Source organism: Bacillus methanolicus, from assembly GCF_028888695.1.
Classification (GTDB): Bacteria; Bacillota; Bacilli; order Bacillales; family Cytobacillaceae; genus Bacillus_Z; species Bacillus_Z methanolicus_B.
Window position 1 is genome coordinate 128,535 of record NZ_PNFF01000001.1, and the last position, 22,103, is coordinate 150,637.

Genomic DNA, 22,103 nt, shown 5'->3' on the forward strand with positions numbered 1-22,103 from the left:
GACAGTGTAACGAAATGATACTATTATTTAAGTAACGTATCGTTACAACGGAGGTGAGACAGTGAAAAAACAAATAGCAAGAACTTGGCTTAAAGAGTTTCGTATAGCAAAAGGTTTCACTCAATATGACGTTGCCAAAAGGGTTGGTATCGAAAGATCGTACTATACAATGATTGAATCAGGAAATAGAACACCAAGTGTTTCTGTTGCCCAATCTATCGGGGGTGTTCTGGATTTTGATTGGACAATTTTTTTTACCCAAAATAGTAACGAAACGTTACAAAAAACAAGTTCAGCCTAAACACAATTCCACTAAACAGAAAGGCGGTGACAAAGATGAATGATAAAGACATCCAACCGATCATCATTTCCCCTGAAAAAGCTGAGCGACTTAAAACCATTGTCGAGGGAATTGTCTCTCGACACTACGGCAAAGAAATCAAAATTACTAAGTACACACAAGATTTTTCAGGGCTGGAACAGTTAGAAAAATCGAAGAAGGAGGCTATTGGATGAACGAACTCCAAAGAATTTTCGATTTTCAAGGTCATCAACTTCGAATGGTTATTCATAATGATGAACCTTGGTTTGTTGCAAGTGATGTTTGCAAGATATTAGAACTTTCCAATCCAACAATGGTCATGCAAAGACTCGAAGAAAATGAACGGTCTAAGTTCAATTTAGGTCGTCAGGGTGAAGCTAATATCGTTAATGAATCCGGTCTTTATGAGTTGATCTTCGCAAGTCGAAAATCGGAAGCGAAGGTTTTCAAGAAATGGGTCAAGCAAGAAGTTCTTCCTTCCATTCGAAAACATGGAGCTTATCTAACTCCTCAAAAAATTGAAGAAGTTTTGCTAAATCCTGATACGATCATCAACCTTGCTACCCAGTTGAAGGAAGAGCAACAAAAACGGCAGCAAGTCGAGATCGCCTTGCAGAAACAGCAGCCATTGGTTCATTTCGCCGAGGCGTGTATGGCTTCTGAAAAATCACTTTTGGTTAGAGAAGTCGCAAAATTGGCAACAAAACAAGGCATCGTGATTGGCGAAAAACGGTTATGGCAAAAGCTGCGTGACTGGAAATTGGTTTTCCCAAACAAGAATGAGCCTTACCAGGAATATCTTGACCGTGGCTATTTTGAAATCTCTCAAGGTGTCAAAGAAAACGAAAAAGGCTCTTTTACCTGGTTAACCATGAGGGTTACACCTAAAGGACAAATTTATATCATGAATCGGCTTAGAAAAGAGAATATGAAAGTCTCTTAACCTAGTTAAAATTTACCACCATCAGCAGGAACAACACTATATGGCGATAGGTACAAAAGGGGGAGTGAGATTATGGCCACCATCGGAAAGGAGCTGGCCAAAGCGAGGAAAAGACAGGGATACACTCAAGAACAACTAGCAATGGACCTTCCTGTATCGAGAGAAAGCCTTGCCAAATATGAAACAGGGGCAAGAAAATTGCCGGATGATATGCGCCGGCCGATTGCAGAAGCAGTCGATGATGTGGAGTTTTATTTTATCACTTGGAACGAAGCAGCTGGGGAAGTATCAATCCCGTTTTTCAACGGGGATTACGTCGATCATCATCCCAGTAGCATGGTCTTCCTGGTTAAACAGGAGACGGACGAAGCACTTGAACAACTTAGAAGGGTTTGTTGGTTCAAACCCGTACATATGAGGACTGAAACAGAACGGGAAGACATGCAAAAAGTAGTTTTTGAGCTGCTGGACGCAGCAGCAAGCACGATTAATCTAGTCGCTGTTGTTTGCCGGGAATATGGGTTTTCAATGAGAAAACTCTTCAAACAGTGGCGACTCACATTAAAGGCCAGGAGGTTACAAAAGTGAATAAAGATCAGTTTTTGCAGAAGGACAGACCGACTGCCATTGCAGAGTACAGAGCTGCTTGGACGTGTATCGGCCGTATTGAAGAATGTTTGATGAAGGGTGATCTAAAGGAAGCAAAGTTAACGATCAGTGATTTGTCAAAGTCTCTTCGTGAGTTGGAGCGCCTAACTGAAAGAAAACAAAATCATGAACAACTGATGACGTTTGTAGCAGAACTAAAGGAAAGAGGAATTTTAGTCTCAACAGTAGTGAGGGTTCGTTGATATGGGATACATCGCATTCGGAGTGATCTTTTTAGGGCTGGTCTTTATCGGAATTTTAACACTTGTGGCATTCGACTTAGGAGAGAGATAAATGCAGAAAAACAAAATAAAAAGCAATGAGCAAGGGTTCCGATCAACCAAGCTCACTGCAAACGGCAAGTGAATATCACTATTATTCTACCATTCTTTGAAATGGTACGGCAAGCTTTGTTCTTGCCGTGATGAGCCGGGTTTATCCTTACTATCTCCTAATAAAGACGACCCTTTTCCCGACTCATCACGGTGCGAATAAAGCGCCATGTTCTTTGAAAATTGGATAGAGAGGAGGGTTTAGTATGAACCAACCAAAGATTTTGATCAACGGGGAAATATACACTGTTGCATCAATTTGGTGGGTAGATGGTGAAATCCACAATATAACCTATATCCTTGAAAACTCAGTCGACACGATTTTTGGGCCGCATGAATATCTAAAATCGCTATTGATAAAGGAGGCTTAACATGCGAGATCATCCAGTCATTGAGCAAATCAATCGGACAGGCTTTCCGAACATGGTTGCTCAGCCGGAACATAACGGGATTGACTATTTTGGCACGGAGATCCTGGCCGGCGATGAGATTGTCATCGATGAGAACAATGGGGAAGTTGTTTTGAAGGAGAATCTGGAAGATTACTTAGCAGAGGTTTATGAGTTTCGGTTTACTACAGCCGAATAAAAAAGACCCGTGTTCACGGCACGAGTCAGTCATTCAAAAAACATTCGATTACCGTCATTTTATCACGAAGTGTAATGACGGTTCAAGGGAGGAAGTAAATTGTATATTGACACAAAATCACGCGGGCTAATCTATGAGCCTGCCAATCCAGTTAACAGACCACTGTTCGATTTTTTGTCCAAATACCAATCAACATTAGACGGTAGCCGTTTATATGACGATCTTATCGATATTTACCTTACTCAAGAGTTTGATTTGAAAAATGAGATGGCTCAGTCAAAAATGGAGGAATTAAAATGCTAGACGCTTTACGTGAATATGAGTTGAATGAGTGGGAACAAGAGAAAGATCAAGTGGAAGAAAAACAACGCTTTGAAATCACCAGTTTAGATAGTTTGAATTGGGCTTTTCGCAAATTGGCTGCATTTAAAGCTAAGGAAGCTGAAATTATTGAACTTGCTAAAGCAGAACGTGAGCGAATTGATATGTGGGAAGAACAGCAAAAAGCTTCTATCAAAAGCGAGATGGAGTTCTTTGAAGGACTGATTTATCAGTATCACGCAAAAATCCTTCGAGACGATCCGAAAGCGAAGACTCTTTCTACTCCTTATGGAAAATCAAAAGCACGGAAAACCAAAGAGCAGCCGGAAAAAGCAGACGAGAGCGCGATTTTAAAACACGTTCTTGATAACGATATGGAAGAGTACACAAAAAAATCTCTAAAATGGGCTGATTTTAAGAAATCACTCAAGATTGTTGAAACCGGAAATAACAAATATGTGGTCGATGAAAATGGACAAGTTGTGCCTGGTGTAACGATAAAACCAGAAGAAATCAAATACAGTGTGGAGGTTGAATAAAGATGGGCGAACCAGCATTACAACAACAAAATACTGCGCTGTCTTTGATAGACAGCGTGGATATAAATTCAGTCCAAAGCACGTTAACGAAGATTAGTCAGTTTCAAATGGTTGTACAGAATACGCTTAAACCTAATTTTGATTTCGGTGTTATTCCTGGAACTCCGAAACCTACATTGTTTAAGCCTGGTGCAGAAAAAATCCTTATGATGTTTGGTGTTACAAGTGAATATGAGGTTGTCGAGAGAGTTCAGGATTACCAAAAAGGCTTTTTTGCCTTCACAGTTAAATGTCTCATATTTAAAAATGGAACGAAAATTACCGAAGGTGTCGGACATTGCAACACTAAAGAGAAGAAATACATTAACCAAGACCCGTTCACACTAGCTAATACATGCCTAAAAATGGCGAAAAAACGAGCCCAGATAGACGCCACTTTAACCCTAGCTAGCCTTTCAGAAGTGTTTACTCAAGATATTGAGGATATGCATGAATACATGCAAACAGAACAGATTGAAACGATGACTGCACAAGATGCAGCGCAAATCAAAATTACGTTTGGTAAACACAAAGGAAAAACATTGAAGGAGATTTACAAAACACAGCCGGACTACCTCGAATGGCTAGTTAAGCAAGATAGAACGGATCCAGTCATCAAAAAAGGCATCGAGTTAATGTTCCAAGCGGTAAAACAACAAAATACCAAAAAGAAAGATGAGGATCCAAAAGAAGAAGCTCCATTAACAGATAATCAAGATGTTGAAATGTTCAGCGGTGAAGATATTGAAATCAAAGACGAGGATTTACCTTTTAATCTATGATTCACAAAGAAGTTCCGTATCGAGTGTTATTACCGAATTGGTGTAAAGAGAAGGCTAGAACAAAAGATGAGTTCAAAGCGAATATCGCTAAGTACATGCGTGATAGTTATCCAAATTACATTGTTTTTAAAGTTGAAGATGGTTACGCATTATGTAGACGAAAATGAGGAGAGTGGTCGGGGTGGAAAAACAAATACAAGCGTCGGGGTTTGTTATCCAGCCCCGACTGCAATTCAAAAATATTAAAGATAAAATGCTCTATCAGCTGTTTTTAGATTTAGCAAATTTTAAAGACGACAACCTTTGTAAAAGAGGGCAATTGATTACATCTTCATTAAGACTTTCCGATGAAACTGGTTGGTCAAGGGGTGAAATAAGAGGTTCTATTAAGAGATTAGAAGATGATGGATACATTAAATCGGAGCCTTTTAAAAAAAATAAAGGGTTAATCATTACAATTATAGGTTATGACGATTTCCAAAAATTAGGTAACTATAACCTAAAAAATAACCAACTCGATAGCCAACATGATAGCCAACATGAAAACCAACAAGATAACCAACAGACAGAATTTTCAAACCCTTGCGACAGTAAGGAGGAATGCACTTTGAAAGAAGAAATTAACCAACAGGACAGTCAACAGGATAACCAACAGAAAAACCAACTCAATAACCATACTATAACAGCATATATAAACAGCATTAATAACATCAATAAAACATTAAAAGAATATATCGTCGAAGCTCCGGTAAAAAACAAAAATTTGTGCTCCACAGAGGATATTGAAACCTTTGTTGATTTCGCTTTGCGAACCAACGCTTTACCCGTTGGAACATCTAAGAAAATATTAATCTCTTACTTTGATTGTATTCGTCTTACAAGACAGACATGCACGATTTCAGCCAATATCCTAGTGAACTTCATTGAGAAGATCCAAAAATACTCTATCAACCAAATCCACTACGCCTTATGGAAACACATTGAGCAGCACGATGACAAAAAAGAATCTTATACGCTTGGAATTTTACGGAATACAAATGAGCATGAAGCGCGGCGCGGGCTTATCAAGCTTAAAAATAAAGGTGGTGGATTAGATCATGCGGTCGGTTCGGAAAATAGCGAATATGACTACGGATTTTAATGGCAAGGTCATAAAAAAATACTTGTGTGAAGGCTGCGGCAATGAAGTTACTGTTATTCGTGCAAAAATGTTATTCGGTCCAAAAAAAGGTGAGTGGTTCGAAGGGAAAAAGGGTTGCGATTGCGAGGTTTATGAGATTGTCCGCAAAGAGCAGGAGCAAGCAAAGGCGGCGCGATTGAAAAGGATTTTTGATGAAAACAGCCTGATCAATCCGGCGCTAAAAGAAGCGACTTTCGAAAACTTTGAGCCTAATGAATTTGGACAAGCTTTACAAAAAGCAAAACGCTATGTTGAGGAATTTGACCTAGGGAAGCCGAAAAACTTGTTTTTTCAGGGCTCATTCGGAACAGGAAAAAGCCATCTATCTTTCTCGATTGCAAAAGCGTTGCAAGAAAAAGGATATTCAACCATTTTCATTTCAACTCCGAAATTGCTGACCAAAATACGGACTACATATGGCAAGAGTGAAATGAACGAAGAACAAATCATAAACGCATTAGCGGATGCGGATCTTGTAGTTTTTGATGACATTGGCGCAGAAGGAGAAATTTCCGGTTGGCCAATACAAAAGTTGTTTGAAGTGATAGATCAACGAGCAGGGAAACACAACATTTACACAACAAATTTGAGCTCTAGTGAGTTTGAAGTGTCAAAGGATCTGCGACGGATTTTCTCTCGAATGATGATGGACGCAGAGCCAATTATCATGAACGGAACGGATTTCAGAAAAAAACAGTTTTTGAAAAAGGTGAAAGAGAATGTGTGAACTTTGCGGCGGCACTCATGTAGTGCACGAGATTGATAGTTTTTCAGTTGGATTTGCAACATGCCCGGAATGCGGTCCGGAACCAGCAGAACAATTCCGGGCCCGGATGGATGAGCTTCAAAGACGGATTGAGCAGGCTGAAATGGATTTCGAGAGAAAAGGGGCGTGATGCGAAATGATTATCTCTCATTGCCCTGATTGCGGCTGGGAAGAATGGGGAATCAAACCGGTTATTAAAGTATGTTGCGGGTATTACGTCTGTCATGAGGAAGTGGAAGGAACGAAATGAAAGTTTACGTTGTATCAGCGTATGACAGAGAGGTTTATTCAAGGCAAGTTTGGGCGGTTTTTTCTAATCGATCATCTGCCGAAAAGTATAAATCTCATTTAGAAAACAGCAAAGATGTAGATGTATTGAATGTCAAAGTTGCTGAATGGGAAGTTTGCGACACATGGGAGGGGGCGGAATGAACGATAAAGGGCGATTGCAGGAAATAAAAGAAAAGATTTCAGAAATTAAAAAATTTTATTCGGAAGATGAATGGATTCAAGCGGATGATATTTTATTCTCGATTCTGCATGATGGTCATTTGGATTGGCTCATTCAAACGGTTGAACGGTATGAGAAGGCGTTGGAAGACATATCCAAAATAGGTTGGTCAGACAGATTTGGTGGTGGGTTTTCGTACACAGGTGAAAACCATGCTGAATGTGTAAAAATAGCCAAACAAGCATTGGAGCAATCATCATGAACTGCCCTATTTGCCAAGCGGAAAAAGTGGCGCAATTGGAGAAAGAAAACACATTGTTACACAGCTTGGTCGATGAGAAGAGCAACCTAATCGAAATTATGGCGAATGAAATCGGGCAACTAAAACAAGAAATCGAACGCTTACGAGTTGTCGAACAGGCTTATCAAGCCTTATTAAAGGTGTAGTAAGGGGGATGTGTTTGAAGATGGAAAAAGTGAAATTGACGCCGGAGCAAGCGGAAGCAATTGAATTCGCTTTGAATACTGAAAGATTAGCTTATTATCAGAATCCTGATGCACTTTTGGATTCCCATATTCGATCGAAGCAATTTCTGCATGAACTAGAACCATTAAAAGAAATTGATAACGTCACTTTAGCAAAAGCCCTCTACATCGGTTATGAAGTAGAACCAGAGTTTAAAGTTGAGGATTGGGTCAAGTTTGAAACTCTCGAAGGAATTTATGTTTACGGGAAAATCGAAAAAATAAATGAGTTTGGTAGTGCAGAAGCGCAATGGAGCGATGGAAAAGGCGGCGGTGTGCCACTATATGAATTGGAACGCATGACACCGGAAGAAATCTCAACCGAAAAAGAGCGCCGGAAATGGGAGACGATTGGGCGGAAGGTCGGAGAGTATAAAACAAATGATATCGTGTATCACGAAAAATACGGATACGGTGTTTATGCTCATGGTCAAATGATTGAACCTTTTAACCAAGAAAAGTTTTATGGATGGTTTGATGTTGAAATAGAAGAATTGGAACTTATTTGTCCGGCTGAACATCGCTTCGATTTGAAGGAGGATGAATGATGGGAATTCTCTATGACAAAGTGATGGTGACAAAGGAAGCAAAGCGCTAAGTGTTTATTTCCCGTTTGCTCGAAAAAGGCATAACCGAAACGAAGGATGGGACAAGCATTTTTGACCTTGACTATTATTCGTTACGGCACGAGCTAGTGATAGCGGACTTTCGTGATAGAGATATAGATTCACCGGAAAATCGGTGGTTTTGATGGCTCGGCCTCCATATTGGGATCATTACATGCAAGCGCCGAGGCAAAATCGGGTCATTGTTCTGGAAGAGTTGAACTTCCTGTGGGATGAATCCGAGAATGGCGGGAGAAAGTCGATTCCTTATGAATGGTTCCTGTTGAACTGTGAACTGGTGAAATCAAAGAATGGTATCTTGCTAGATTACTTAGGGGTGATCTTGGGTGAAAAAGAAAAAACGCAAGCGTAAAGGGTATTTACTTTTCCGTATAGAGGAAGGTCAAAAAGTATGGTTGTACGAGGAGTTGCGAAAGTATGAGCTAGACGCACGGTTGAGAAGTGGTTGGAAGATTCGAGGTTGACACAAAAAGCGAAGGAGTGAATGACGTGGATGAAAGATTTGAAACGTGTAAATGGTGTAATGGCTCAGGCGATGACAGCGGAGGTTATGGTGCTTGCCCTGATTGTGAAAGCACAGGTTTAAAAGGTGGGCGTTCTGCTTTAGAGGCGTTTGACGAAATGATTGAAAAACAGTACCAAGAATCATTAAAAAGCGAGTAGTACGAAGATAATCTGAATGATGAAGGTGATCCAATGGGCAGCACACTCAGTAAATTAAAACGGGAGAAGAAACCTGCTTCTCCCTTCAATCTAGACGAAATGCAAGCATGGAACCGGGGATTTTCAGCAGGGGCCAGGGAGCAGCGGAAAGCGGATATTGAACATTTGGTGAGGATTTTAGAAGGGCTGGAAGAAATACCGGGCATTGGCGAAAAGACAGCTTGGAAAGTAAGGGAGTTTTTCTTGCAGAGGTTTGGAAGTGATTAAGTTTCATAGGAGGGGGTGAAGATGCAGAATCATATTATTTTCTTCTCTGGAGGCAAGAGTAGTTTTTCGGTTGCTGATTACGTTAAGACAAATTTTCCTGATGACAATATCATCTTGTACTTCACAGACACGCTTTGGGAAGACGAGGATCTTTACCGGTTTATCTATGAAGCTAGTGACAAGCTTAAACTACCATTATTAACCCATAGTCGAGGTATAACTCCGCCTCAATTAATGGTTTTACAGAGATTTATGGCCAATAGTCGAGTTGGTACTTGTTCAAAAGAATTAAAAATGAAAGTTGCAGCTAACTACTTAAAAAAAGGTGTCGTTCCAGAGATTGAAAAATGGTATAACAAGCATTTTCTTAAAAGCGATGACTTTGTAAAAGACGCGACGCTTTATTTTGGAATCGGCTTTGAAGAAATGCACAGACAAAGACCAATTGTTGAGAACTGGAAACCGTTTAAAGTAGAAATGCCTTTAATAGATAACATCATTGATAATGATGAAGCGCTGAGGAAATACAACATTAGACAGCCTAGACTTTATGAAATGCAATTCGCCCATAACAATTGCAAAGGTCGATGCGTAAAGGCTGGACAAGGACATTTTAAAAATTTACTGATGAAAGATAAAAAAACATTTTTTGAGCTTATGGAACAAGAAATTGTTATCAGCGAGTATATACGGTATTGCAAGCAACCGGCAATCAAGAGTGGTAAACAGCCGGATTATATGTACAAAGATGTTTGGGAGTTTGTTAGTACAGGAAAGAAGTCGGACAAAATCAAAAACATTTTGGAAAACGCTGATTATCTGAAATCTAAGCGCCGTCTATTCGGAGAGGATAATAAAGGGCGACCGATCAACAAGCCTTATACGTTTATGAAGTCGATGTCACTTGAGGAATTAGAAAAACAGCCAATCCAGTGCGATATTTGGGACATCGGTGGATGCGGGTGTTTTGTAGAGTATGAATCACAAGAGTAATTCAGTTTCATAAGGCGGTGATCAGGCAGATGGAAGATAGAATTCTTGTTTTTGCTTACAACGAGGACAGTGGCCCTCATCCCAAATATCGAGGCTATTTTGACGGAGAAAACTTCGTTCCGAAGATTGGTTTTTGTCAATCGCTAACAGAGTTGTCTGATTACGATTATATCGAATTGTATGGTATGGACGGAATGATTAGTCATACTCCTAAAAGGTATTGCAGTGATGTTTTAGGTTTAATGAAACGTGCGTTTGCCCGGGAATATGGTGAGATTCAGCAAGGTAGTTTGTTTGATTAGGAGGGAAGCCGGTGCACGGAAAAGTTGCAACATGGCAGGTGGGATTACTAAATGAAAAATGATTATGAAATTTGCGGAGATATAACGAAAATCTTTATTAAAAGCCCTAAGCATGGGGAATTTATAACGATAATAAGTACTTCTGATTTGCCTAGAGTAAAAGAATTTCCAAACAGCTGGTGCCTCTCTTTCGATAGAAAAGTAGGTTCGTTTTATGTGTATGGGATGACTCCAAGACCTAACCGAAAAGCTATTACGCTTCATAGGTGGATTATGGGAGATCCAAAAGGTTTTGTTGTAGATCATATAAATCATGATACTTTAAATAACACAAGAGAGAACTTGAGGGTTCTATCACATGCAGAGAATATGCAGAATCGAAAAGGTATACAGAAAAACAACAAGACAGGCGTTAGAGGTGTGGGCTGGGACAAGAAAAACCAAAAGTGGTATGCAAAAGTGACTATAAATAGAAAAGTTATCTGGCTAGGTTATTACGAAAATAAAGAAGATGCGATAAAAGTTGTAGAAGAAAAAAGGAAAGAAATATTGCCGTACTCAGTTAATAAAGAGGTGAATTAAATGAGCGCACATGGAAAAGTTACGACTTGGTATATGACACCTGAGCAGTTGGCTGAATACATTAAGAAACACCCGATCAAGCCGCAACCAAAACGAAAGAATGATAAGGATTTTGCCAATATCCATACCGACTACAAATGGAGACCGAAAAAAGCCGCAGCAAAACGTTTGGGTGAATAATTTCATAAGAAAAGCCAGGATCTCTCCCGGCATGCCCATCCTAATTTTAACACGAGGAGTGGTCCTGGTGAACGTAAATGTTGAGAAAATGACGGCTGAGATTAGTCTTATGGATAACTCATTGTATGTAGTAAAGGACGGCAAAATTACAAAAATCGAAGCCCCTCAAACGGGCTATGGAGAATATACGGCTGTTTGGAAAGACGGGAAGGTCTTAGACGTGATAAAGAGTGAGAGGGTGCGGATTTGACACATACTGCACACCAAAATTGGAGGGATTTTAGTGAAAATGAAAGTTTTTAAAATGAATGACTTTGATTTGGTTTGTGCTGAAACAGAAGAACAAGCGAAAATATTTTATTGCGAAGAAAGCGGTATTGATATGGGTGATGTTGAGGAATTTTTTCAAGGAGAAGTAAGCCTTGAAGAGAAAATGCTTGTTAGCGTAGACGATTTACCAGAAGAAGAAAAAATGATGACTCAGTTAAATATGAAAAATATTGGCGGTGAATTATTTGTTTATAAACCTTTTTCTTGGGTGATTAAACATCAAAACATTACAAGTCCTTGTATTATTGCTACAACAGAATTTTAATGTACAGTTCGAAGATATTGTTCATTAGAGAGAGGGTGAGAATATGAAATTTTTAGTAGTGTATGAAGTTCCACCCATGAGAGGGATTTTTCAAACAGAAATAAATGCAGACAGCGCAACGGATGCAGAAGAAAAAATTCGAACGAATCCAGAAACAGCACATTATCGAATAAAAGAAATTCAATTAATTAAATAAAGCCTTACGGAAGAACCGAGGGCACTAATCAAGAGCAGGAAAACCCTGCCCTGATTGGTGTCCTTTTTTATTGTTCTACTCTTTGCAACTGAATTACCCAAAAAACGAATTTTTGGCAACTAAGGGAGTTGAGGATATGAATCCAACATTAAAAGACCAATTGAAAGAGTGGGAAAAGAAAAATTCTTTTCATCGGCCAAAGAAGAAGCACGTAGAGAAGAAGCCGGCAAAGAAAACGGAAAAGCTTTCTAAAAGTGATCTTATTTATCTCATGGGAACGAATATGCCCGTATATCGGCGTGGAAAAGGCGGAGCGTTTAGGCAAAGATAAGGGGGCAATTTCATGGAGAATTGGGCTGACGACTTATTAATTGAATATAGAAAGGGAAAAAAACAACTGAACAAACTAAAAAACAGCCTGGATCAGAAAGACCCGGCTATTAAGGAGGATATAAAAATAATAAATAGCATGGCTAGTGATATGGACTTCGTGATTGAATGGCTGGAAACAGGTAGACAACCCGGTTTAAGACGAGGCGTTGATAAAAGAAAAATTTATCAAATCAAGTATCTTGAAAATATGGATTTAATCCCGGACATTTCCGAGCAATTAGAGCCTAGAAATAAGCAATTATATTTATCTGAATCACAAAAGAGAATTCTATTAAACATTTTTTCCTCTTTTTCGTTGAGAGAAAGGCAGTGCTATATTTTATATGCTGCACAAGGATTGAGTATGGCGGAAATTGCTGAAGAATTAGGAATTAAAAAGCGAACTGTCCAGCAATATATTGAAAGAGCCAGAAAAAAAATAAAAGAAAGAATTTCATGACGTACGATTTGACGTACGAAGTCTGTATTAGTGAAGAGAATCTTTTAAAAAATAGAAAAACTTGGATAGGATTTTCCTTCCTTTTGTCGAAATGAGTAGGTGGAAGGAGGGAAAAGCAATGAAAATAGTTTTTAAATTTAAAGACGGTATGAATGTAACTCAAGATGTTCCCGAAAAAGTTAAAATTACAGGTAATGGGAATTTTTTTGAAGAGACAAGAAAGGGTATTGAGCAAAATGGCGAAATAAGAATACCTACTAATGACGGAGATATTGTTAGGCGTTATAGTGAATTGTATTCTATAGAAATTATTATTTGAACAACGGCATCCTTCGGGGTGCTTTTTTATTTGGAGGTAAATATGGAGCCATGGATTCCAGAAATACCGACATTCAGAAGAGCGCAAGGCAAAAAAGATGGCAAAGAACGTCTCTATTTACTAGCAAATAACGAAGCTGACATTGACGCGATGTTAAAGGCTGCTGGGTTAATGAGTGCAGGAATCCACAGACAGGATGACAAACATTTCAATGGTTATTATCGGATTATCAAGAAATGGGAAGAACCAATAATTAAAAAAGTTTTTCCTTGAATCATAGATTTTCAAAACAACTCGAAATAACAACTGGAGGTGGGTGAAATGTAGTGCCACGCCAAAGAGATCCTAAACGAGATGAAGCATTTGAGATTTTTAAAAAACACAATGGGAACATACAGAATCGTGAAATCGCTCGTATTTTGGATGTTCCAGAAAAAACCGTTAGCGGTTGGAAATCAAAAGACAAATGGAATGAAAAGTTGAACGGAGTACTCCAAACAAAAATACGGAGTACTCCAAATAAAAAAGTTACTAAAAAAGCACGTTCTCCAAATAAAAAAGAAGAAAAGCCTATTGTCGAAAGTGATGAACTCACTGAGAAACAAAGGCTTTTCTGTATTTATTACGTGAAAAGTTTTAACGCTACACAAGCGGCGATTAAAGCGGGATACGCTCCAGAAAGTGCTCATGTCGAGGGTAGTAGGTTGCTAAGAAATGCTAAGGTTTCGGCTGAAATTAAACGTATTAAACAGGAAATGACAAGCGGTTTGTTTATCGAAGCAATGGATGTACTTCAAAAGTATATTAAAATCGCCTTTGCTGATATTACAGACTACGTCACATTCGGTCAAAAAGAAGTTCCAGTTATAGGAATGTTTGGCCCGATCGAAGATGATGAAGGCAATCCGGTTACGCAAATGGTCAATTACGTAGAGTTTAAAGACTCTAATATGGTTGACGGTACTATCATTTCCGAAGTGAAGCAAGGCAAAGATGGTATATCCATCAAGTTGGCTGACAAAATGAAAGCACTTGATAAGCTTGCTCAATACTTCGATTTATTCCCGGATCAATTTAAACGCAAGATTGAGGAAGAAAAATTGAAGCTGGCCAAGCAACAAAAACAACAGGTAGAAGTAGAAACTCCAATCTTTGTGGATGATGTCGATGAAGAAGATTAGCATAAAAAATCTTATTGGCGGAGGCTACAATCGCTTTTGGCATAATAAGAACTTCTACCGTGTTGTGAAAGGTTCGCGTGGTTCCAAGAAATCCAAAACAACAGCATTAAACATCATTTATCGCATGATGAAGTACAGCTGGTCAAACACATTGGTTGTCCGGCGTTTTTCAAACACGTTGAGGCAATCAGCCTATACAGATTTGAAGTGGGCCATCAACCAACTAGGTGTGTCTCATCTTTGGAAAACCAATGAAAGCCTTCCGGAACTAACTTATTTACCGACTGGACAAAAGATTATCTTTCGTGGTCTTGATGACCCATTGAAGATAACGTCAATTACAGTTGATGTCGGTATTCTTTGTTGGGCATGGTTCGAGGAAGCGTATGAAATCGAATCAGAAGACAAATTCAGGACCGTTGTCGAGTCCATCAGGGGTTCGTACGATGATCCAGAATTCTTCAAACAGGTAACAATCACGTTTAACCCTTGGTCAGAGCGCCATTGGTTGAAGCGTGTTTTTTTTGATGAGAAAACAAGAGAAGATGATACGTTTGCTATCACGACTACTTTCCGCGTTAATGAATGGTTGGACGACCAAGACAGAAAACGCTACATGAGTCTTTATAAAACGAATCCACGCCGTGCCAGAATCGTGTGTGATGGTGAATGGGGAGTAGCGGAAGGACTTATTTATGAAAACTTCGAAGTCAATGACTTTGATATCGAGAAGGTTATCCATGATACACAATCAACCAGTTATGGATTGGATTTTGGATACGTCCACGACCCGACAGCGTTTGTTGCAATTGCTGCGGATCAAAAAGAAAAAGTCATCTACATCTTTGATGAACTCTATGAAAAGGGATTAAGCAACAAAAAAATCTATGAAAAACTGGTTGCGAAAGGCTACAATCGTAGTCCGATCATTGCTGATTCTGCTGAGCCAAAATCTATTGATGAGTTAAAGAGACTTGGTCTTACAAGAATTAAAGGCGCAGCGAAAGGAAAGGACAGCGTCATGCATGGTATTCAGTTCATTCAAAACTATAAGATTGTTATTCATCCAAAATGCGTTCACTTTATTGAAGAAATCAATAACTATACTTACGACAAAGACCGTGAAGGAAATACACTTAATAAACCGATCGATGAGTTTAATCACTTAATGGACGCGATGAGGTATGCAATGGAAGTGTTCACAGGAAAACGGAAAGCCCGTGCAGTTCCATCCCTGTACTAAAGCGAGGTGAAACCATGAAACGTTCAACCATACAATTAAATGTCAAAGGATCCATACCTGATGTCATAAAGAAAGTTCTTGACTGGCATAAGCCTCATCGAGACAAGATGATAGGTTTATACAACCGCTATCGAGGTGAGGGAGTGCCGATACAAAGCCGAGTGCTGCCGGACCCGAAAAAGCCGAACAACAAGATCCCAAACGACTATAGAGGATACATTATCAATCAAGTAGCCGGATATTTGTGGGGCCAGCCGATTTCTTATAGTTTAGACAGCCGGAATTATGATGAAACGAAAGCGAAAGAAAACCAAGATCGTATTTCACGATTTAATACACTTAATGCTATTGATGATTTAGATAGTGAGCTCGGTAAAGTCATGAGCATTTGCGGTTATGCTGCTCGTCTTTTATACATCGACAAAAATGGTGAAGAACGAGCGATGAACATTTTCCCGTGGGAAGCAGTGTTCGTTGAAGACGGTAATGATATTACACATGCAATACGTTATTACAAGGTAAAGGATAGTAACAATAATGAATACACAAAGGTCGAATGGTATGATAACAAAAACGTCACGTTCTTTGTTGAGAGCGATGGAGTTTTTATTATGGATCCAGAAGGTAGTAAACCTCACTTATTTGATTATGTACCGTTGGTTCTTTTTCAAAATAACGACGAAGAACAAGGAGATTTTGAGAAGGTTGAAGCGCTTATTGACGCATACGACAAGATTACGAGCGATTCAGTGAATGAGGTTGAAACATTCGCCAATGCTTATATGGCGTTCAAGGGTGTTGACGTAGATGAAGAGACCATTCAAAAAATGAAACAAACGGGCGGTATTGAAGTCGGCGTTGATGGCGATGTGTCTTTCATCACCAAAAATATCAACGACACATTCGTCGAGAACAATAAGAAAACATTGAACGAAAACATCCACAAGTTTTCCGCTAGTGTGGATATGTCCGATGAAAAATTCAGCGGCGGTGCACAAACAGGCGAAAGCCGCAAATGGAAACTCATTGCGCTGGAAAACAAAGCGGGAACGAAAGCAAGGAAGTTTGGTAAAGGGCTTCGTGAACAATTCAAAGTACTATGCAGCGCTTGGAAGAAGAAAAACATTGACATTGATTATCTCGACATCTTTTGGGAGTTTAAACGCAACATTCCGATTGATCTTGCTTATGTAGCTGAATATGCGTCGAAGCTGAAAGGTATCCATAGCGATCATACGTTATTATCACAAATACCTTATATAGATGACGTAAACTACGAGCGCGAATTGATGAGACAAGAGCGTGAAGACAGCATTGATTTAGATGATTTTGACGATGAGCATGAAGAAAATAAGGATGAGGAGCTGGTTACTAATGACTGATAAATCAAACTGAACTGTATCATGACGGGCAGATTGAGGGCTTAGTATTGGGTGTGAAATTAACGTCAGGGGAATTTATTTGCGGATTTACTCATACGATTAGCTTTCTTGAGAAGTTGGGGCTTTCACAGGCGATTATTAATGATATTCAGTATGCAGCAAATGAAGAGTAAAGGAGGTTCGGTAAGTGGCTAAATATCGTAAAAAGCCTGTTGTTATTGAAGCTTTTAAATGGACAGGAGATTCAAGACAAAAAGAAGATCCTAAATGGATGGTTGAAGCTTTACGAAGGAAAGAAGCTTTTATTAATTTCGAACCAAACGAAACTGGCGAAGAAGCTATACCTTATCTGTTAATAAAAACATTAGAGGGCGATATGAAAGCATATCAAGGTGATTACATTATCAAAGGTGTAAATGGTGAAATTTATCCATGCAAACCGGATATTTTTGAAAAGACATATGAAAAAGTAGCTGAGTAAGTCACTCGTCGTGAGGGGCTTTTTTTATTGCCTTTTTTTCATGTTGCAGGCGTTAAAGAACAACATGATTAAGAAAATTGAACATTGCAGGGGCGTTGCAACTGTAATGGGCAAGGAGGAAATGAACAAATGAAAGATAAAAAACAACCGTTCTATAGATCTTTACCGCTACGTCTTGATCTTCAATATTTCGCAGAAGGTGGAGAAGGCGGAGATGGTGGAGAAGGTAATCCGCCGGCAGGACAACAAGGTGGAGAGGGAGGTCAACCAAATGGTGGACAACAAGGCGGACAAGGCAACACTCAAGGGTTGGACCTAACACTTGATGTGGTGCAACAGTTCGTCAACGAAAATGACGACGCGAAAAAGTGGTTGCAATCACTCACTGATTCCCGTGTAACGGAAGCGATCAAGACTTATGAGAAAAAGACATTGCCGAAGAAGTTAGAAGAAGAAATTGCAAAACGCTACCCTCCGGAAACACCCGAACAGAAACAACTACGTGAATTGCAACAAAAACTCGAACAAATTGAGCAAGAAAAGATTCGCGAGTCATTACGAAATAAGGCATTGTCCTTAGCGACTGAAAAACAGCTTCCTACTAAGCTAGTTGACTTCTTTATTGGTCAAGATGAGGAAACTACCGTAAAAAATCTAGGCATGTTAGAAGAAGTTTTTTCGGCTGCCGTTCAGCAGGCAGTTGAAGCTAAGTTCAAGGATTCAGGTCGCAATCCTAATCCGCCAGCGCCACCAGGACAGCCACTTACAAGAGAAGCGATTGAAAAAATGACTCCCGAGGAAATCAACAAAAACTGGGAGCAAATCGAAAAATTCTTAAAAGGACAATAGGAGGTTTGAATTTTTATGGCAATCAATAACTTTATCCCAACAATTTGGAGCGCTCGTTTACTTCAAAACTTGCAAAAAACGCTTGTGTATGGACAAGCGGCGGTTATTAACCGTGATTATGAGGGCCAAATAAAAGCGTATGGCGATACAGTCAAAATCAACAACATTGGTCGTATCTCCGTTGGTGATTACACAAAGAACACTGATATGGATGATCCAGAAACATTGACAGATCAAACACGTACACTTGTCATCGACCAAGCGAAATATTTCAATTTCCAAGTCGATGATGTCGATAAAATTCAACAAAATCCAAAACTCATGGATGAATCTATGCGTGAAGCTGCTTATGCGCTACGTAATGCAGCGGACCAGTTCATCGCGTCTCACTATGTCGATGCCGCTCATACTATCGGTGATGACGCAACGCCTGTAGAACCAACGAAAAATGACGCTTACGAATACCTTGTTGACTTGTCCGTGAAATTGGATGAAGCGGATGTGCCAGAGCAAGGCCGCTTTGTTATCGTTCCACCGTGGTATGAAGGTTTAATGCTAAAAGACGACCGCTTTGTTAAAACAGGTAGCTTACCTGCGGAAGATCGTCTAGTAAACGGTGTAATTGGACGTGCCGCTGGATTCTTGGTGCTAAAATCTAACAATGTACCAAAAGTACCAGCAGGATCTGGCGTTACAGAAAACTACAAAGTTATCGCAGGCCACAACATCGCTTGGTCTTTTGCAGAACAAGTAAACCAAGTGGAAGCATATCGTCCTGAAAAACGTTTTGCGGACGCTGTTAAGGGCCTTCATTTATACGGCGCGAAAGTTGTCAGAAACGAAGCGATAGCAGTGTTGAGCGCAAAACGTCCAGCGTAATAAAAGGGGGTTAGTTGCTCCCTTTTCCTTTTGTGATAGGAGGTGCGCAAATTGTGGTTGAAAAATAAAAAAACGGGCTTGAAGTGGTACGTATCAAAGGAACACGCTGAACGTTTACTGAAAAGTGGCGATTTTGAACAGACAGAAGCGGAAGAAAAGCCGATTAAGAAAAAGTCAACAGCCAAACGTGATGAAGAATGAGCAATCTTAATTTGTCGGCCGAACAAATCAACCGTATCATAGGCCAAAGGGTTAAGGGGTCGGAGAGGGAAATTGCCAAGCAATACGCAAATACCCTTAACGAGATTCGCAAGGAGCTTGCAAAACTCTATGAAAAGTATGAAACAGGTGGCGTTCTAACATACGCTGAAATGGCCAAATACGACCGTCTTAGGAAGTTTTTGAAGCAAATCGATAGATTGCTAGACACTTGTTATAAATCGCTTAAAAAGCTTATTTATGACGTTTTAGGCGAGAGTTATTTAGATGGCTACTATCTTACGGCGTGGGCGGTAGAAACCGATACCTTAAGCAAGCTTGCGTATTCTCTTGTTTCTGCTGATGTTATCACGGCCATGATCGAAAACCCGATTTCCGGTTTAACGTTATCTCAGCGGTTAGAAAAAAATCGGGCAAATATCATTTATACAATTCAGCAAGAGATCACACAAGGCCTCGTAAAAGGTGAAACTTATCGAACAATGGCCAATCGCATAAAAAGTGCACTAGAAGGCGATACGGTCAAGGCGATGAGGATTGTAAGAACGGAAGCTCATCGAGTGAAAGAGAGTGGGAAACTTGATGCGGCTATACATGCAAATAAAAATGGTGTCATCATGTTGAAAGAATGGAACACTATGCAAGATGAGCGTGTTCGTCCAGGCGTAGGCAAGAAAAGTGGAGCTAATCATAGAATGCTAGACGGTAAAAAGATACCGGTTGATAAGGATTTTAACGATGGATTAAGTAAAGGGAAGGCTCCTGGGCTACTTCCTGCTGCTGGTTCATCGATTAATTGCAGGTGTTTTTTAACCTATTCTGTTGAAAAAGTGGAAAAACCGGATGCGAAAGAGTTAGAAGGTATGGTCTTTGAGCAATGGAAGAAAGAGAGGTTGAAGAAGTGAAATACACTATTCGTGTCGGTGATTACGAGAAGATATATGAGGGTACACCGGAAGAAATATTTAAGTTCATGCAAATCGAAAGCAAACCAAAACTTACTCCTACTGGCGTGGTAAGTCCGAACATAACAATAAATACAAGTTGTGAAGGGGCTAGAGAAAGAATCAACAAAGAATTGGAAAAGATTTTGCAAAAGATAGAAGAGAATGCTTATGAATCCTCGAAATGAGGTGGTTAAATGGATTTAGATGAATTAAAGGTTCGATTGAAAATCAATGATACTTCACAAGATGCCTTTCTTGCAGTCGCCTTAGAAGCTGCGATTGACTATGTGAAGCAATATTGCCGTCAATCATTCGATGAAGGATTACCGCCTAACGTAAAACAAGCGGTCGCAAAATTGGTCAAAGCCTATCAAGAAAACAGCAATGTCGCTTCTCAATCTCTTGGCGATATGAGCAAATCGTTTTTTGAAGGCGGAACGATGAACGAGGTCCATCGCTTGTTAAGACCGTATAGAAAGGCGAGATTCATATGAGAAAAAAGGTTGGAGTCACCATCAAAGACACCAATAATATGGACCAAATCGCTCGAAATTTAAACAAGCTTAATAAAAAGCGAATTAAAGTTGGTGTGTTTGGTGACGATGACGCTGAAATGGTCATGATCGCAAGGGTCCATGAATACGGGATAACTATAAAGCCCAAAAATGCGGAAGCCTTAACCATTCCTGTCAACCCTAAAGCAAAAGGGAAAAAAGCTTCGGATTTCCCAGGCATCTTTCGACCGAAAGGAACCGACGTTTTGGCCATTCCGAAGGGCAAAGATGACTTTGAAGTGCTTTTTGTTCTGGTTAAGTCGGTTACTATTCCAGAACGCTCATTCTTGCGTAGTGGCTACGATGAAAATATTGATTACATCAACGAAAAAATTGATTCTATGATAGAAGATGTTCTAACAGGCGGCATTGACCCTGATGTGTTTGCCGATATGATCGGCCTGGAATTTGCCGGGCTAATTCAAAAGAAACTGCGTTCTGTTTCCGATCCACCGAATAGTCCGATAACGATAAACGTAAAAGGTTCATCGAATCCGTTGATAGATACCGGGCATTTAGTCGGTGCAATCCGGCATGAGGTGAAATAGAGGTGAGCGGATGAAAACATTTGAATTTGCGCATTTAATCGAAGAATTTCAAGTTCCGTTCACTTACTATGAAGAAACAGAAGGCCATTGGGAAGAAATATATTATGTCAAAGACGACCCAACGCCTGTTGAAATGTACGGCGCTATTTTGCCGTTGTCAGAAGACGATCTCCAATATGCAGAAGCAGGAACTTACAGCGTTAAGGATCGCAAGATTTACACGACACAACCTTTAAAGTTAAACAGCACAATCGAATACAAAGGAGATAAATATACTATTCAATCTTTTAAGGATTACAGCGACTATGCCGATGTGTATATCTATCTTGCAAGGTGGCGCGAAAAGAAATGACAGAAGCTATTGAAAGAATTATGTTACAAATATTTAGGGAGATAGGAATACGCATTATTCCGGCAAATCAAACGACACCAAAACCGCCTTTACCTTATGGTGTTTACAATATTACATCAGCGTATATCAAAGATCGAAACCGTGGGAATATCTCCACTTATCAAGATGGGGAAGTCGCTTATGAGAAGCGCACCGAACCATTTAAAATGACAATCTCATTTAATTTTTATAACGAAACAAATGAAACCACTATCGAACTTGCTATGCAGGTCCGTAGGTGGTTTTTATTTTTAGGTTCCGACTTCATACAAGAACAAAACATTGCTGTTGTGAATGTCGGAAACATCGAGAATCGAACAACCTTTTTGTTCGACTCTTACGAATACAAACATGGGTTCGATGTTCAATTGCGTTTGACCGACGAGCAAATTCGAGCCATTGAAACAATTGAAAAAGTAAACATAGGAGGTATGTAGA

General features: G+C 39.7%; 45 protein-coding genes. All 45 read left to right on the plus strand.

The features are described 5' to 3' along the window. Positions 1-61 precede the first annotated feature (61 nt). The 45 genes from C0966_RS00535 (at position 62) to C0966_RS00755 (ending at position 22,102) form a co-directional block, all read left to right on the plus strand. Positions 62-301, plus strand: coding sequence for a helix-turn-helix transcriptional regulator (locus C0966_RS00535; RefSeq protein ID WP_425535906.1), 240 nt, complete (start codon positions 62-64; stop codon positions 299-301). Between the two features lie 35 nt (positions 302-336). Beyond that, positions 337-516 carry a hypothetical protein gene (locus C0966_RS00540; RefSeq protein ID WP_274853215.1) on the plus strand — a complete coding sequence of 60 codons (180 nt, stop codon included), beginning with the start codon at positions 337-339 and terminating at the stop codon, positions 514-516. Next, positions 513-1,265 (plus strand): phage antirepressor, encoded by a 753-nt coding sequence (locus C0966_RS00545; protein ID WP_274853216.1) that lies wholly within the window; start codon positions 513-515, stop codon positions 1,263-1,265. Before C0966_RS00540 ends, C0966_RS00545 begins: the two co-directional genes overlap by 4 nt. A gap of 72 nt (positions 1,266-1,337) precedes the next feature. Beyond that, positions 1,338-1,853, plus strand: a complete 516-nt coding sequence (locus tag C0966_RS00550; RefSeq protein WP_274853217.1) for a helix-turn-helix domain-containing protein — start codon at positions 1,338-1,340, stop codon at positions 1,851-1,853. Continuing rightward, complete coding sequence (locus C0966_RS00555; protein ID WP_274853218.1) at positions 1,850-2,116, plus strand: hypothetical protein; 267 nt, start codon at positions 1,850-1,852, stop codon at positions 2,114-2,116. Before C0966_RS00550 ends, C0966_RS00555 begins: the two co-directional genes overlap by 4 nt. 335 nt (positions 2,117-2,451) lie before the next feature. Continuing rightward, entirely contained in the window at positions 2,452-2,616 is a 165-nt protein-coding gene (locus C0966_RS00560) for a hypothetical protein (protein WP_274853219.1), read from the plus strand. Between the two features lies 1 nt (position 2,617). Then, positions 2,618-2,833, plus strand: coding sequence for a YqaI family protein (locus tag C0966_RS00565; protein ID WP_274853220.1), 216 nt, complete (start codon positions 2,618-2,620; stop codon positions 2,831-2,833). A 99-nt stretch (positions 2,834-2,932) separates the two neighbouring features. After that, the gene (locus C0966_RS00570) at positions 2,933-3,136 is read left to right on the plus strand and encodes a hypothetical protein (protein WP_274853221.1); all 204 of its coding nucleotides are present in this window, start codon (positions 2,933-2,935) and stop codon (positions 3,134-3,136) included. Continuing rightward, entirely contained in the window at positions 3,130-3,693 is a 564-nt protein-coding gene (locus C0966_RS00575; protein ID WP_274853222.1) for a host-nuclease inhibitor Gam family protein, read from the plus strand. Before C0966_RS00570 ends, C0966_RS00575 begins: the two co-directional genes overlap by 7 nt. A 2-nt stretch (positions 3,694-3,695) precedes the next feature. Then, entirely contained in the window at positions 3,696-4,514 is an 819-nt protein-coding gene (locus tag C0966_RS00580) for a hypothetical protein (RefSeq protein WP_274853223.1), read from the plus strand. 181 nt (positions 4,515-4,695) lie between these two features. After that, a complete protein-coding gene (locus tag C0966_RS00585) occupies positions 4,696-5,655 on the plus strand; it encodes a hypothetical protein (RefSeq protein ID WP_274853224.1) in 960 nt (319 codons plus the stop codon). Continuing rightward, entirely contained in the window at positions 5,612-6,421 is an 810-nt protein-coding gene (locus tag C0966_RS00590) for an ATP-binding protein (RefSeq protein ID WP_274853225.1), read from the plus strand. The genes C0966_RS00585 and C0966_RS00590 overlap by 44 nt, the downstream gene beginning before the upstream one ends. Further along, a complete protein-coding gene (locus tag C0966_RS00595) occupies positions 6,414-6,590 on the plus strand; it encodes a hypothetical protein (RefSeq protein WP_274853227.1) in 177 nt (58 codons plus the stop codon). Before C0966_RS00590 ends, C0966_RS00595 begins: the two co-directional genes overlap by 8 nt. A 116-nt stretch (positions 6,591-6,706) precedes the next feature. After that, positions 6,707-6,892 (plus strand): DUF7336 domain-containing protein, encoded by a 186-nt coding sequence (locus C0966_RS00600; protein ID WP_274853228.1) that lies wholly within the window; start codon positions 6,707-6,709, stop codon positions 6,890-6,892. After that, positions 6,889-7,173 (plus strand): hypothetical protein, encoded by a 285-nt coding sequence (locus C0966_RS00605; RefSeq protein ID WP_274853229.1) that lies wholly within the window; start codon positions 6,889-6,891, stop codon positions 7,171-7,173. The genes C0966_RS00600 and C0966_RS00605 overlap by 4 nt, the downstream gene beginning before the upstream one ends. Next, a complete protein-coding gene (locus C0966_RS00610; protein ID WP_274853230.1) occupies positions 7,170-7,358 on the plus strand; it encodes a hypothetical protein in 189 nt (62 codons plus the stop codon). Before C0966_RS00605 ends, C0966_RS00610 begins: the two co-directional genes overlap by 4 nt. A gap of 20 nt (positions 7,359-7,378) precedes the next feature. After that, positions 7,379-7,984, plus strand: a complete 606-nt coding sequence (locus C0966_RS00615; RefSeq protein ID WP_274853231.1) for a hypothetical protein — start codon at positions 7,379-7,381, stop codon at positions 7,982-7,984. Positions 7,985-8,186: 202 nt separating this feature from the next. After that, positions 8,187-8,414 (plus strand): hypothetical protein, encoded by a 228-nt coding sequence (locus C0966_RS00620; RefSeq protein WP_274853232.1) that lies wholly within the window; start codon positions 8,187-8,189, stop codon positions 8,412-8,414. Between the two features lie 137 nt (positions 8,415-8,551). Continuing rightward, a complete protein-coding gene (locus tag C0966_RS00625; RefSeq protein WP_274853233.1) occupies positions 8,552-8,725 on the plus strand; it encodes a hypothetical protein in 174 nt (57 codons plus the stop codon). Between the two features lie 33 nt (positions 8,726-8,758). Further along, positions 8,759-8,992 (plus strand): helix-hairpin-helix domain-containing protein, encoded by a 234-nt coding sequence (locus C0966_RS00630; protein WP_274853234.1) that lies wholly within the window; start codon positions 8,759-8,761, stop codon positions 8,990-8,992. A 21-nt stretch (positions 8,993-9,013) separates the two neighbouring features. Beyond that, entirely contained in the window at positions 9,014-9,985 is a 972-nt protein-coding gene (locus tag C0966_RS00635; RefSeq protein ID WP_274853235.1) for a hypothetical protein, read from the plus strand. Between the two features lie 29 nt (positions 9,986-10,014). Beyond that, positions 10,015-10,287, plus strand: a complete 273-nt coding sequence (locus tag C0966_RS00640) for a hypothetical protein (RefSeq protein WP_274853237.1) — start codon at positions 10,015-10,017, stop codon at positions 10,285-10,287. Positions 10,288-10,338: 51 nt separating this feature from the next. Next, positions 10,339-10,869 (plus strand): HNH endonuclease, encoded by a 531-nt coding sequence (locus C0966_RS00645; RefSeq protein ID WP_274853238.1) that lies wholly within the window; start codon positions 10,339-10,341, stop codon positions 10,867-10,869. Further along, positions 10,870-11,049: a hypothetical protein gene (locus C0966_RS00650; protein ID WP_274853239.1), complete on the plus strand. Its 180-nt coding sequence runs from the start codon at positions 10,870-10,872 to the stop codon at positions 11,047-11,049. A 67-nt stretch (positions 11,050-11,116) separates the two neighbouring features. Continuing rightward, positions 11,117-11,299, plus strand: coding sequence for a DUF3954 domain-containing protein (locus tag C0966_RS00655; RefSeq protein ID WP_004438565.1), 183 nt, complete (start codon positions 11,117-11,119; stop codon positions 11,297-11,299). 39 nt (positions 11,300-11,338) lie between these two features. After that, positions 11,339-11,644 carry a hypothetical protein gene (locus C0966_RS00660; RefSeq protein WP_274855687.1) on the plus strand — a complete coding sequence of 102 codons (306 nt, stop codon included), beginning with the start codon at positions 11,339-11,341 and terminating at the stop codon, positions 11,642-11,644. Positions 11,645-11,687: 43 nt separating this feature from the next. Next, positions 11,688-11,840: a hypothetical protein gene (locus tag C0966_RS00665; protein WP_274853240.1), complete on the plus strand. Its 153-nt coding sequence runs from the start codon at positions 11,688-11,690 to the stop codon at positions 11,838-11,840. Positions 11,841-11,976: 136 nt separating this feature from the next. Continuing rightward, positions 11,977-12,171: a hypothetical protein gene (locus tag C0966_RS00670; protein ID WP_274853241.1), complete on the plus strand. Its 195-nt coding sequence runs from the start codon at positions 11,977-11,979 to the stop codon at positions 12,169-12,171. 12 nt (positions 12,172-12,183) lie between these two features. Further along, entirely contained in the window at positions 12,184-12,672 is a 489-nt protein-coding gene (locus tag C0966_RS00675) for a sigma-70 family RNA polymerase sigma factor (protein ID WP_274853242.1), read from the plus strand. A 118-nt stretch (positions 12,673-12,790) separates the two neighbouring features. Then, positions 12,791-12,991, plus strand: coding sequence for a hypothetical protein (locus C0966_RS00680; protein WP_274853244.1), 201 nt, complete (start codon positions 12,791-12,793; stop codon positions 12,989-12,991). 42 nt (positions 12,992-13,033) lie between these two features. After that, positions 13,034-13,264 (plus strand): hypothetical protein, encoded by a 231-nt coding sequence (locus C0966_RS00685; RefSeq protein ID WP_274853246.1) that lies wholly within the window; start codon positions 13,034-13,036, stop codon positions 13,262-13,264. A gap of 53 nt (positions 13,265-13,317) precedes the next feature. Beyond that, the gene (locus C0966_RS00690; protein ID WP_274853247.1) at positions 13,318-14,172 is read left to right on the plus strand and encodes a terminase small subunit; all 855 of its coding nucleotides are present in this window, start codon (positions 13,318-13,320) and stop codon (positions 14,170-14,172) included. Continuing rightward, the gene (locus C0966_RS00695) at positions 14,150-15,415 is read left to right on the plus strand and encodes a PBSX family phage terminase large subunit (protein ID WP_425535907.1); all 1,266 of its coding nucleotides are present in this window, start codon (positions 14,150-14,152) and stop codon (positions 15,413-15,415) included. The genes C0966_RS00690 and C0966_RS00695 overlap by 23 nt, the downstream gene beginning before the upstream one ends. Positions 15,416-15,429: 14 nt before the next feature. Further along, entirely contained in the window at positions 15,430-16,797 is a 1,368-nt protein-coding gene (locus C0966_RS00700) for a phage portal protein (RefSeq protein ID WP_274853250.1), read from the plus strand. 47 nt (positions 16,798-16,844) lie between these two features. After that, complete coding sequence (locus C0966_RS00705) at positions 16,845-16,970, plus strand: hypothetical protein (protein WP_274853251.1); 126 nt, start codon at positions 16,845-16,847, stop codon at positions 16,968-16,970. 14 nt (positions 16,971-16,984) lie between these two features. Then, positions 16,985-17,278 carry a hypothetical protein gene (locus tag C0966_RS00710; protein ID WP_274853252.1) on the plus strand — a complete coding sequence of 98 codons (294 nt, stop codon included), beginning with the start codon at positions 16,985-16,987 and terminating at the stop codon, positions 17,276-17,278. A gap of 129 nt (positions 17,279-17,407) precedes the next feature. Further along, the gene (locus tag C0966_RS00715; protein ID WP_274853253.1) at positions 17,408-18,127 is read left to right on the plus strand and encodes a DUF4355 domain-containing protein; all 720 of its coding nucleotides are present in this window, start codon (positions 17,408-17,410) and stop codon (positions 18,125-18,127) included. Positions 18,128-18,142: 15 nt separating this feature from the next. Further along, positions 18,143-19,006, plus strand: coding sequence for a phage capsid protein (locus tag C0966_RS00720; protein ID WP_274853254.1), 864 nt, complete (start codon positions 18,143-18,145; stop codon positions 19,004-19,006). A 51-nt stretch (positions 19,007-19,057) separates the two neighbouring features. Beyond that, positions 19,058-19,207, plus strand: coding sequence for a DUF7302 family protein (locus C0966_RS00725; protein WP_274853255.1), 150 nt, complete (start codon positions 19,058-19,060; stop codon positions 19,205-19,207). Further along, on the plus strand, positions 19,204-20,130 hold the full coding sequence (locus tag C0966_RS00730) for a phage minor head protein (protein ID WP_274853256.1): 927 nt from the start codon (positions 19,204-19,206) through the stop codon (positions 20,128-20,130). The genes C0966_RS00725 and C0966_RS00730 overlap by 4 nt, the downstream gene beginning before the upstream one ends. Further along, positions 20,103-20,357: a hypothetical protein gene (locus tag C0966_RS00735; protein WP_274853257.1), complete on the plus strand. Its 255-nt coding sequence runs from the start codon at positions 20,103-20,105 to the stop codon at positions 20,355-20,357. The genes C0966_RS00730 and C0966_RS00735 overlap by 28 nt, the downstream gene beginning before the upstream one ends. Before the next feature lie 9 nt (positions 20,358-20,366). Next, a complete protein-coding gene (locus C0966_RS00740) occupies positions 20,367-20,666 on the plus strand; it encodes a head-tail connector protein (protein ID WP_274853258.1) in 300 nt (99 codons plus the stop codon). Next, entirely contained in the window at positions 20,663-21,274 is a 612-nt protein-coding gene (locus C0966_RS00745) for a hypothetical protein (RefSeq protein WP_274853259.1), read from the plus strand. The genes C0966_RS00740 and C0966_RS00745 overlap by 4 nt, the downstream gene beginning before the upstream one ends. A 10-nt stretch (positions 21,275-21,284) precedes the next feature. Continuing rightward, positions 21,285-21,626, plus strand: a complete 342-nt coding sequence (locus C0966_RS00750; protein ID WP_274853260.1) for a hypothetical protein — start codon at positions 21,285-21,287, stop codon at positions 21,624-21,626. Next, positions 21,623-22,102: a phage neck terminator protein gene (locus tag C0966_RS00755; RefSeq protein ID WP_274853261.1), complete on the plus strand. Its 480-nt coding sequence runs from the start codon at positions 21,623-21,625 to the stop codon at positions 22,100-22,102. Before C0966_RS00750 ends, C0966_RS00755 begins: the two co-directional genes overlap by 4 nt. The last annotated feature ends 1 nt before the right edge of the window (position 22,103 follow it).

What these genes read in the sequence shown, in the direction of transcription:
- C0966_RS00540 (WP_274853215.1), top strand. Translation starts at nt 337, where the DNA reads ATGAATGATAAAGACATCCAACCGATCATCATTTCCCCTGAAAAAGCT.
- C0966_RS00545 (WP_274853216.1), top strand. Translation starts at nt 513, where the DNA reads ATGAACGAACTCCAAAGAATTTTCGATTTTCAAGGTCATCAACTTCGA.
- C0966_RS00550 (WP_274853217.1), top strand. Translation starts at nt 1,338, where the DNA reads ATGGCCACCATCGGAAAGGAGCTGGCCAAAGCGAGGAAAAGACAGGGA.
- C0966_RS00560 (WP_274853219.1), top strand. Translation starts at nt 2,452, where the DNA reads ATGAACCAACCAAAGATTTTGATCAACGGGGAAATATACACTGTTGCA.
- C0966_RS00565 (WP_274853220.1), top strand. Translation starts at nt 2,618, where the DNA reads ATGCGAGATCATCCAGTCATTGAGCAAATCAATCGGACAGGCTTTCCG.
- C0966_RS00575 (WP_274853222.1), top strand. Translation starts at nt 3,130, where the DNA reads ATGCTAGACGCTTTACGTGAATATGAGTTGAATGAGTGGGAACAAGAG.
- C0966_RS00580 (WP_274853223.1), top strand. Translation starts at nt 3,696, where the DNA reads ATGGGCGAACCAGCATTACAACAACAAAATACTGCGCTGTCTTTGATA.
- C0966_RS00590 (WP_274853225.1), top strand. Translation starts at nt 5,612, where the DNA reads ATGCGGTCGGTTCGGAAAATAGCGAATATGACTACGGATTTTAATGGC.
- C0966_RS00595 (WP_274853227.1), top strand. Translation starts at nt 6,414, where the DNA reads ATGTGTGAACTTTGCGGCGGCACTCATGTAGTGCACGAGATTGATAGT.
- C0966_RS00600 (WP_274853228.1), top strand. Translation starts at nt 6,707, where the DNA reads ATGAAAGTTTACGTTGTATCAGCGTATGACAGAGAGGTTTATTCAAGG.
- C0966_RS00605 (WP_274853229.1), top strand. Translation starts at nt 6,889, where the DNA reads ATGAACGATAAAGGGCGATTGCAGGAAATAAAAGAAAAGATTTCAGAA.
- C0966_RS00610 (WP_274853230.1), top strand. Translation starts at nt 7,170, where the DNA reads ATGAACTGCCCTATTTGCCAAGCGGAAAAAGTGGCGCAATTGGAGAAA.
- C0966_RS00615 (WP_274853231.1), top strand. Translation starts at nt 7,379, where the DNA reads ATGGAAAAAGTGAAATTGACGCCGGAGCAAGCGGAAGCAATTGAATTC.
- C0966_RS00620 (WP_274853232.1), top strand. Translation starts at nt 8,187, where the DNA reads ATGGCTCGGCCTCCATATTGGGATCATTACATGCAAGCGCCGAGGCAA.
- C0966_RS00630 (WP_274853234.1), top strand. Translation starts at nt 8,759, where the DNA reads ATGGGCAGCACACTCAGTAAATTAAAACGGGAGAAGAAACCTGCTTCT.
- C0966_RS00635 (WP_274853235.1), top strand. Translation starts at nt 9,014, where the DNA reads ATGCAGAATCATATTATTTTCTTCTCTGGAGGCAAGAGTAGTTTTTCG.
- C0966_RS00640 (WP_274853237.1), top strand. Translation starts at nt 10,015, where the DNA reads ATGGAAGATAGAATTCTTGTTTTTGCTTACAACGAGGACAGTGGCCCT.
- C0966_RS00645 (WP_274853238.1), top strand. Translation starts at nt 10,339, where the DNA reads ATGAAAAATGATTATGAAATTTGCGGAGATATAACGAAAATCTTTATT.
- C0966_RS00650 (WP_274853239.1), top strand. Translation starts at nt 10,870, where the DNA reads ATGAGCGCACATGGAAAAGTTACGACTTGGTATATGACACCTGAGCAG.
- C0966_RS00660 (WP_274855687.1), top strand. Translation starts at nt 11,339, where the DNA reads ATGAAAGTTTTTAAAATGAATGACTTTGATTTGGTTTGTGCTGAAACA.
- C0966_RS00665 (WP_274853240.1), top strand. Translation starts at nt 11,688, where the DNA reads ATGAAATTTTTAGTAGTGTATGAAGTTCCACCCATGAGAGGGATTTTT.
- C0966_RS00670 (WP_274853241.1), top strand. Translation starts at nt 11,977, where the DNA reads ATGAATCCAACATTAAAAGACCAATTGAAAGAGTGGGAAAAGAAAAAT.
- C0966_RS00675 (WP_274853242.1), top strand. Translation starts at nt 12,184, where the DNA reads ATGGAGAATTGGGCTGACGACTTATTAATTGAATATAGAAAGGGAAAA.
- C0966_RS00680 (WP_274853244.1), top strand. Translation starts at nt 12,791, where the DNA reads ATGAAAATAGTTTTTAAATTTAAAGACGGTATGAATGTAACTCAAGAT.
- C0966_RS00685 (WP_274853246.1), top strand. Translation starts at nt 13,034, where the DNA reads ATGGAGCCATGGATTCCAGAAATACCGACATTCAGAAGAGCGCAAGGC.
- C0966_RS00695 (WP_425535907.1), top strand. Translation starts at nt 14,150, where the DNA reads ATGATGTCGATGAAGAAGATTAGCATAAAAAATCTTATTGGCGGAGGC.
- C0966_RS00700 (WP_274853250.1), top strand. Translation starts at nt 15,430, where the DNA reads ATGAAACGTTCAACCATACAATTAAATGTCAAAGGATCCATACCTGAT.
- C0966_RS00715 (WP_274853253.1), top strand. Translation starts at nt 17,408, where the DNA reads ATGAAAGATAAAAAACAACCGTTCTATAGATCTTTACCGCTACGTCTT.
- C0966_RS00720 (WP_274853254.1), top strand. Translation starts at nt 18,143, where the DNA reads ATGGCAATCAATAACTTTATCCCAACAATTTGGAGCGCTCGTTTACTT.
- C0966_RS00730 (WP_274853256.1), top strand. Translation starts at nt 19,204, where the DNA reads ATGAGCAATCTTAATTTGTCGGCCGAACAAATCAACCGTATCATAGGC.
- C0966_RS00735 (WP_274853257.1), top strand. Translation starts at nt 20,103, where the DNA reads ATGGAAGAAAGAGAGGTTGAAGAAGTGAAATACACTATTCGTGTCGGT.
- C0966_RS00740 (WP_274853258.1), top strand. Translation starts at nt 20,367, where the DNA reads ATGGATTTAGATGAATTAAAGGTTCGATTGAAAATCAATGATACTTCA.
- C0966_RS00745 (WP_274853259.1), top strand. Translation starts at nt 20,663, where the DNA reads ATGAGAAAAAAGGTTGGAGTCACCATCAAAGACACCAATAATATGGAC.
- C0966_RS00750 (WP_274853260.1), top strand. Translation starts at nt 21,285, where the DNA reads ATGAAAACATTTGAATTTGCGCATTTAATCGAAGAATTTCAAGTTCCG.
- C0966_RS00755 (WP_274853261.1), top strand. Translation starts at nt 21,623, where the DNA reads ATGACAGAAGCTATTGAAAGAATTATGTTACAAATATTTAGGGAGATA.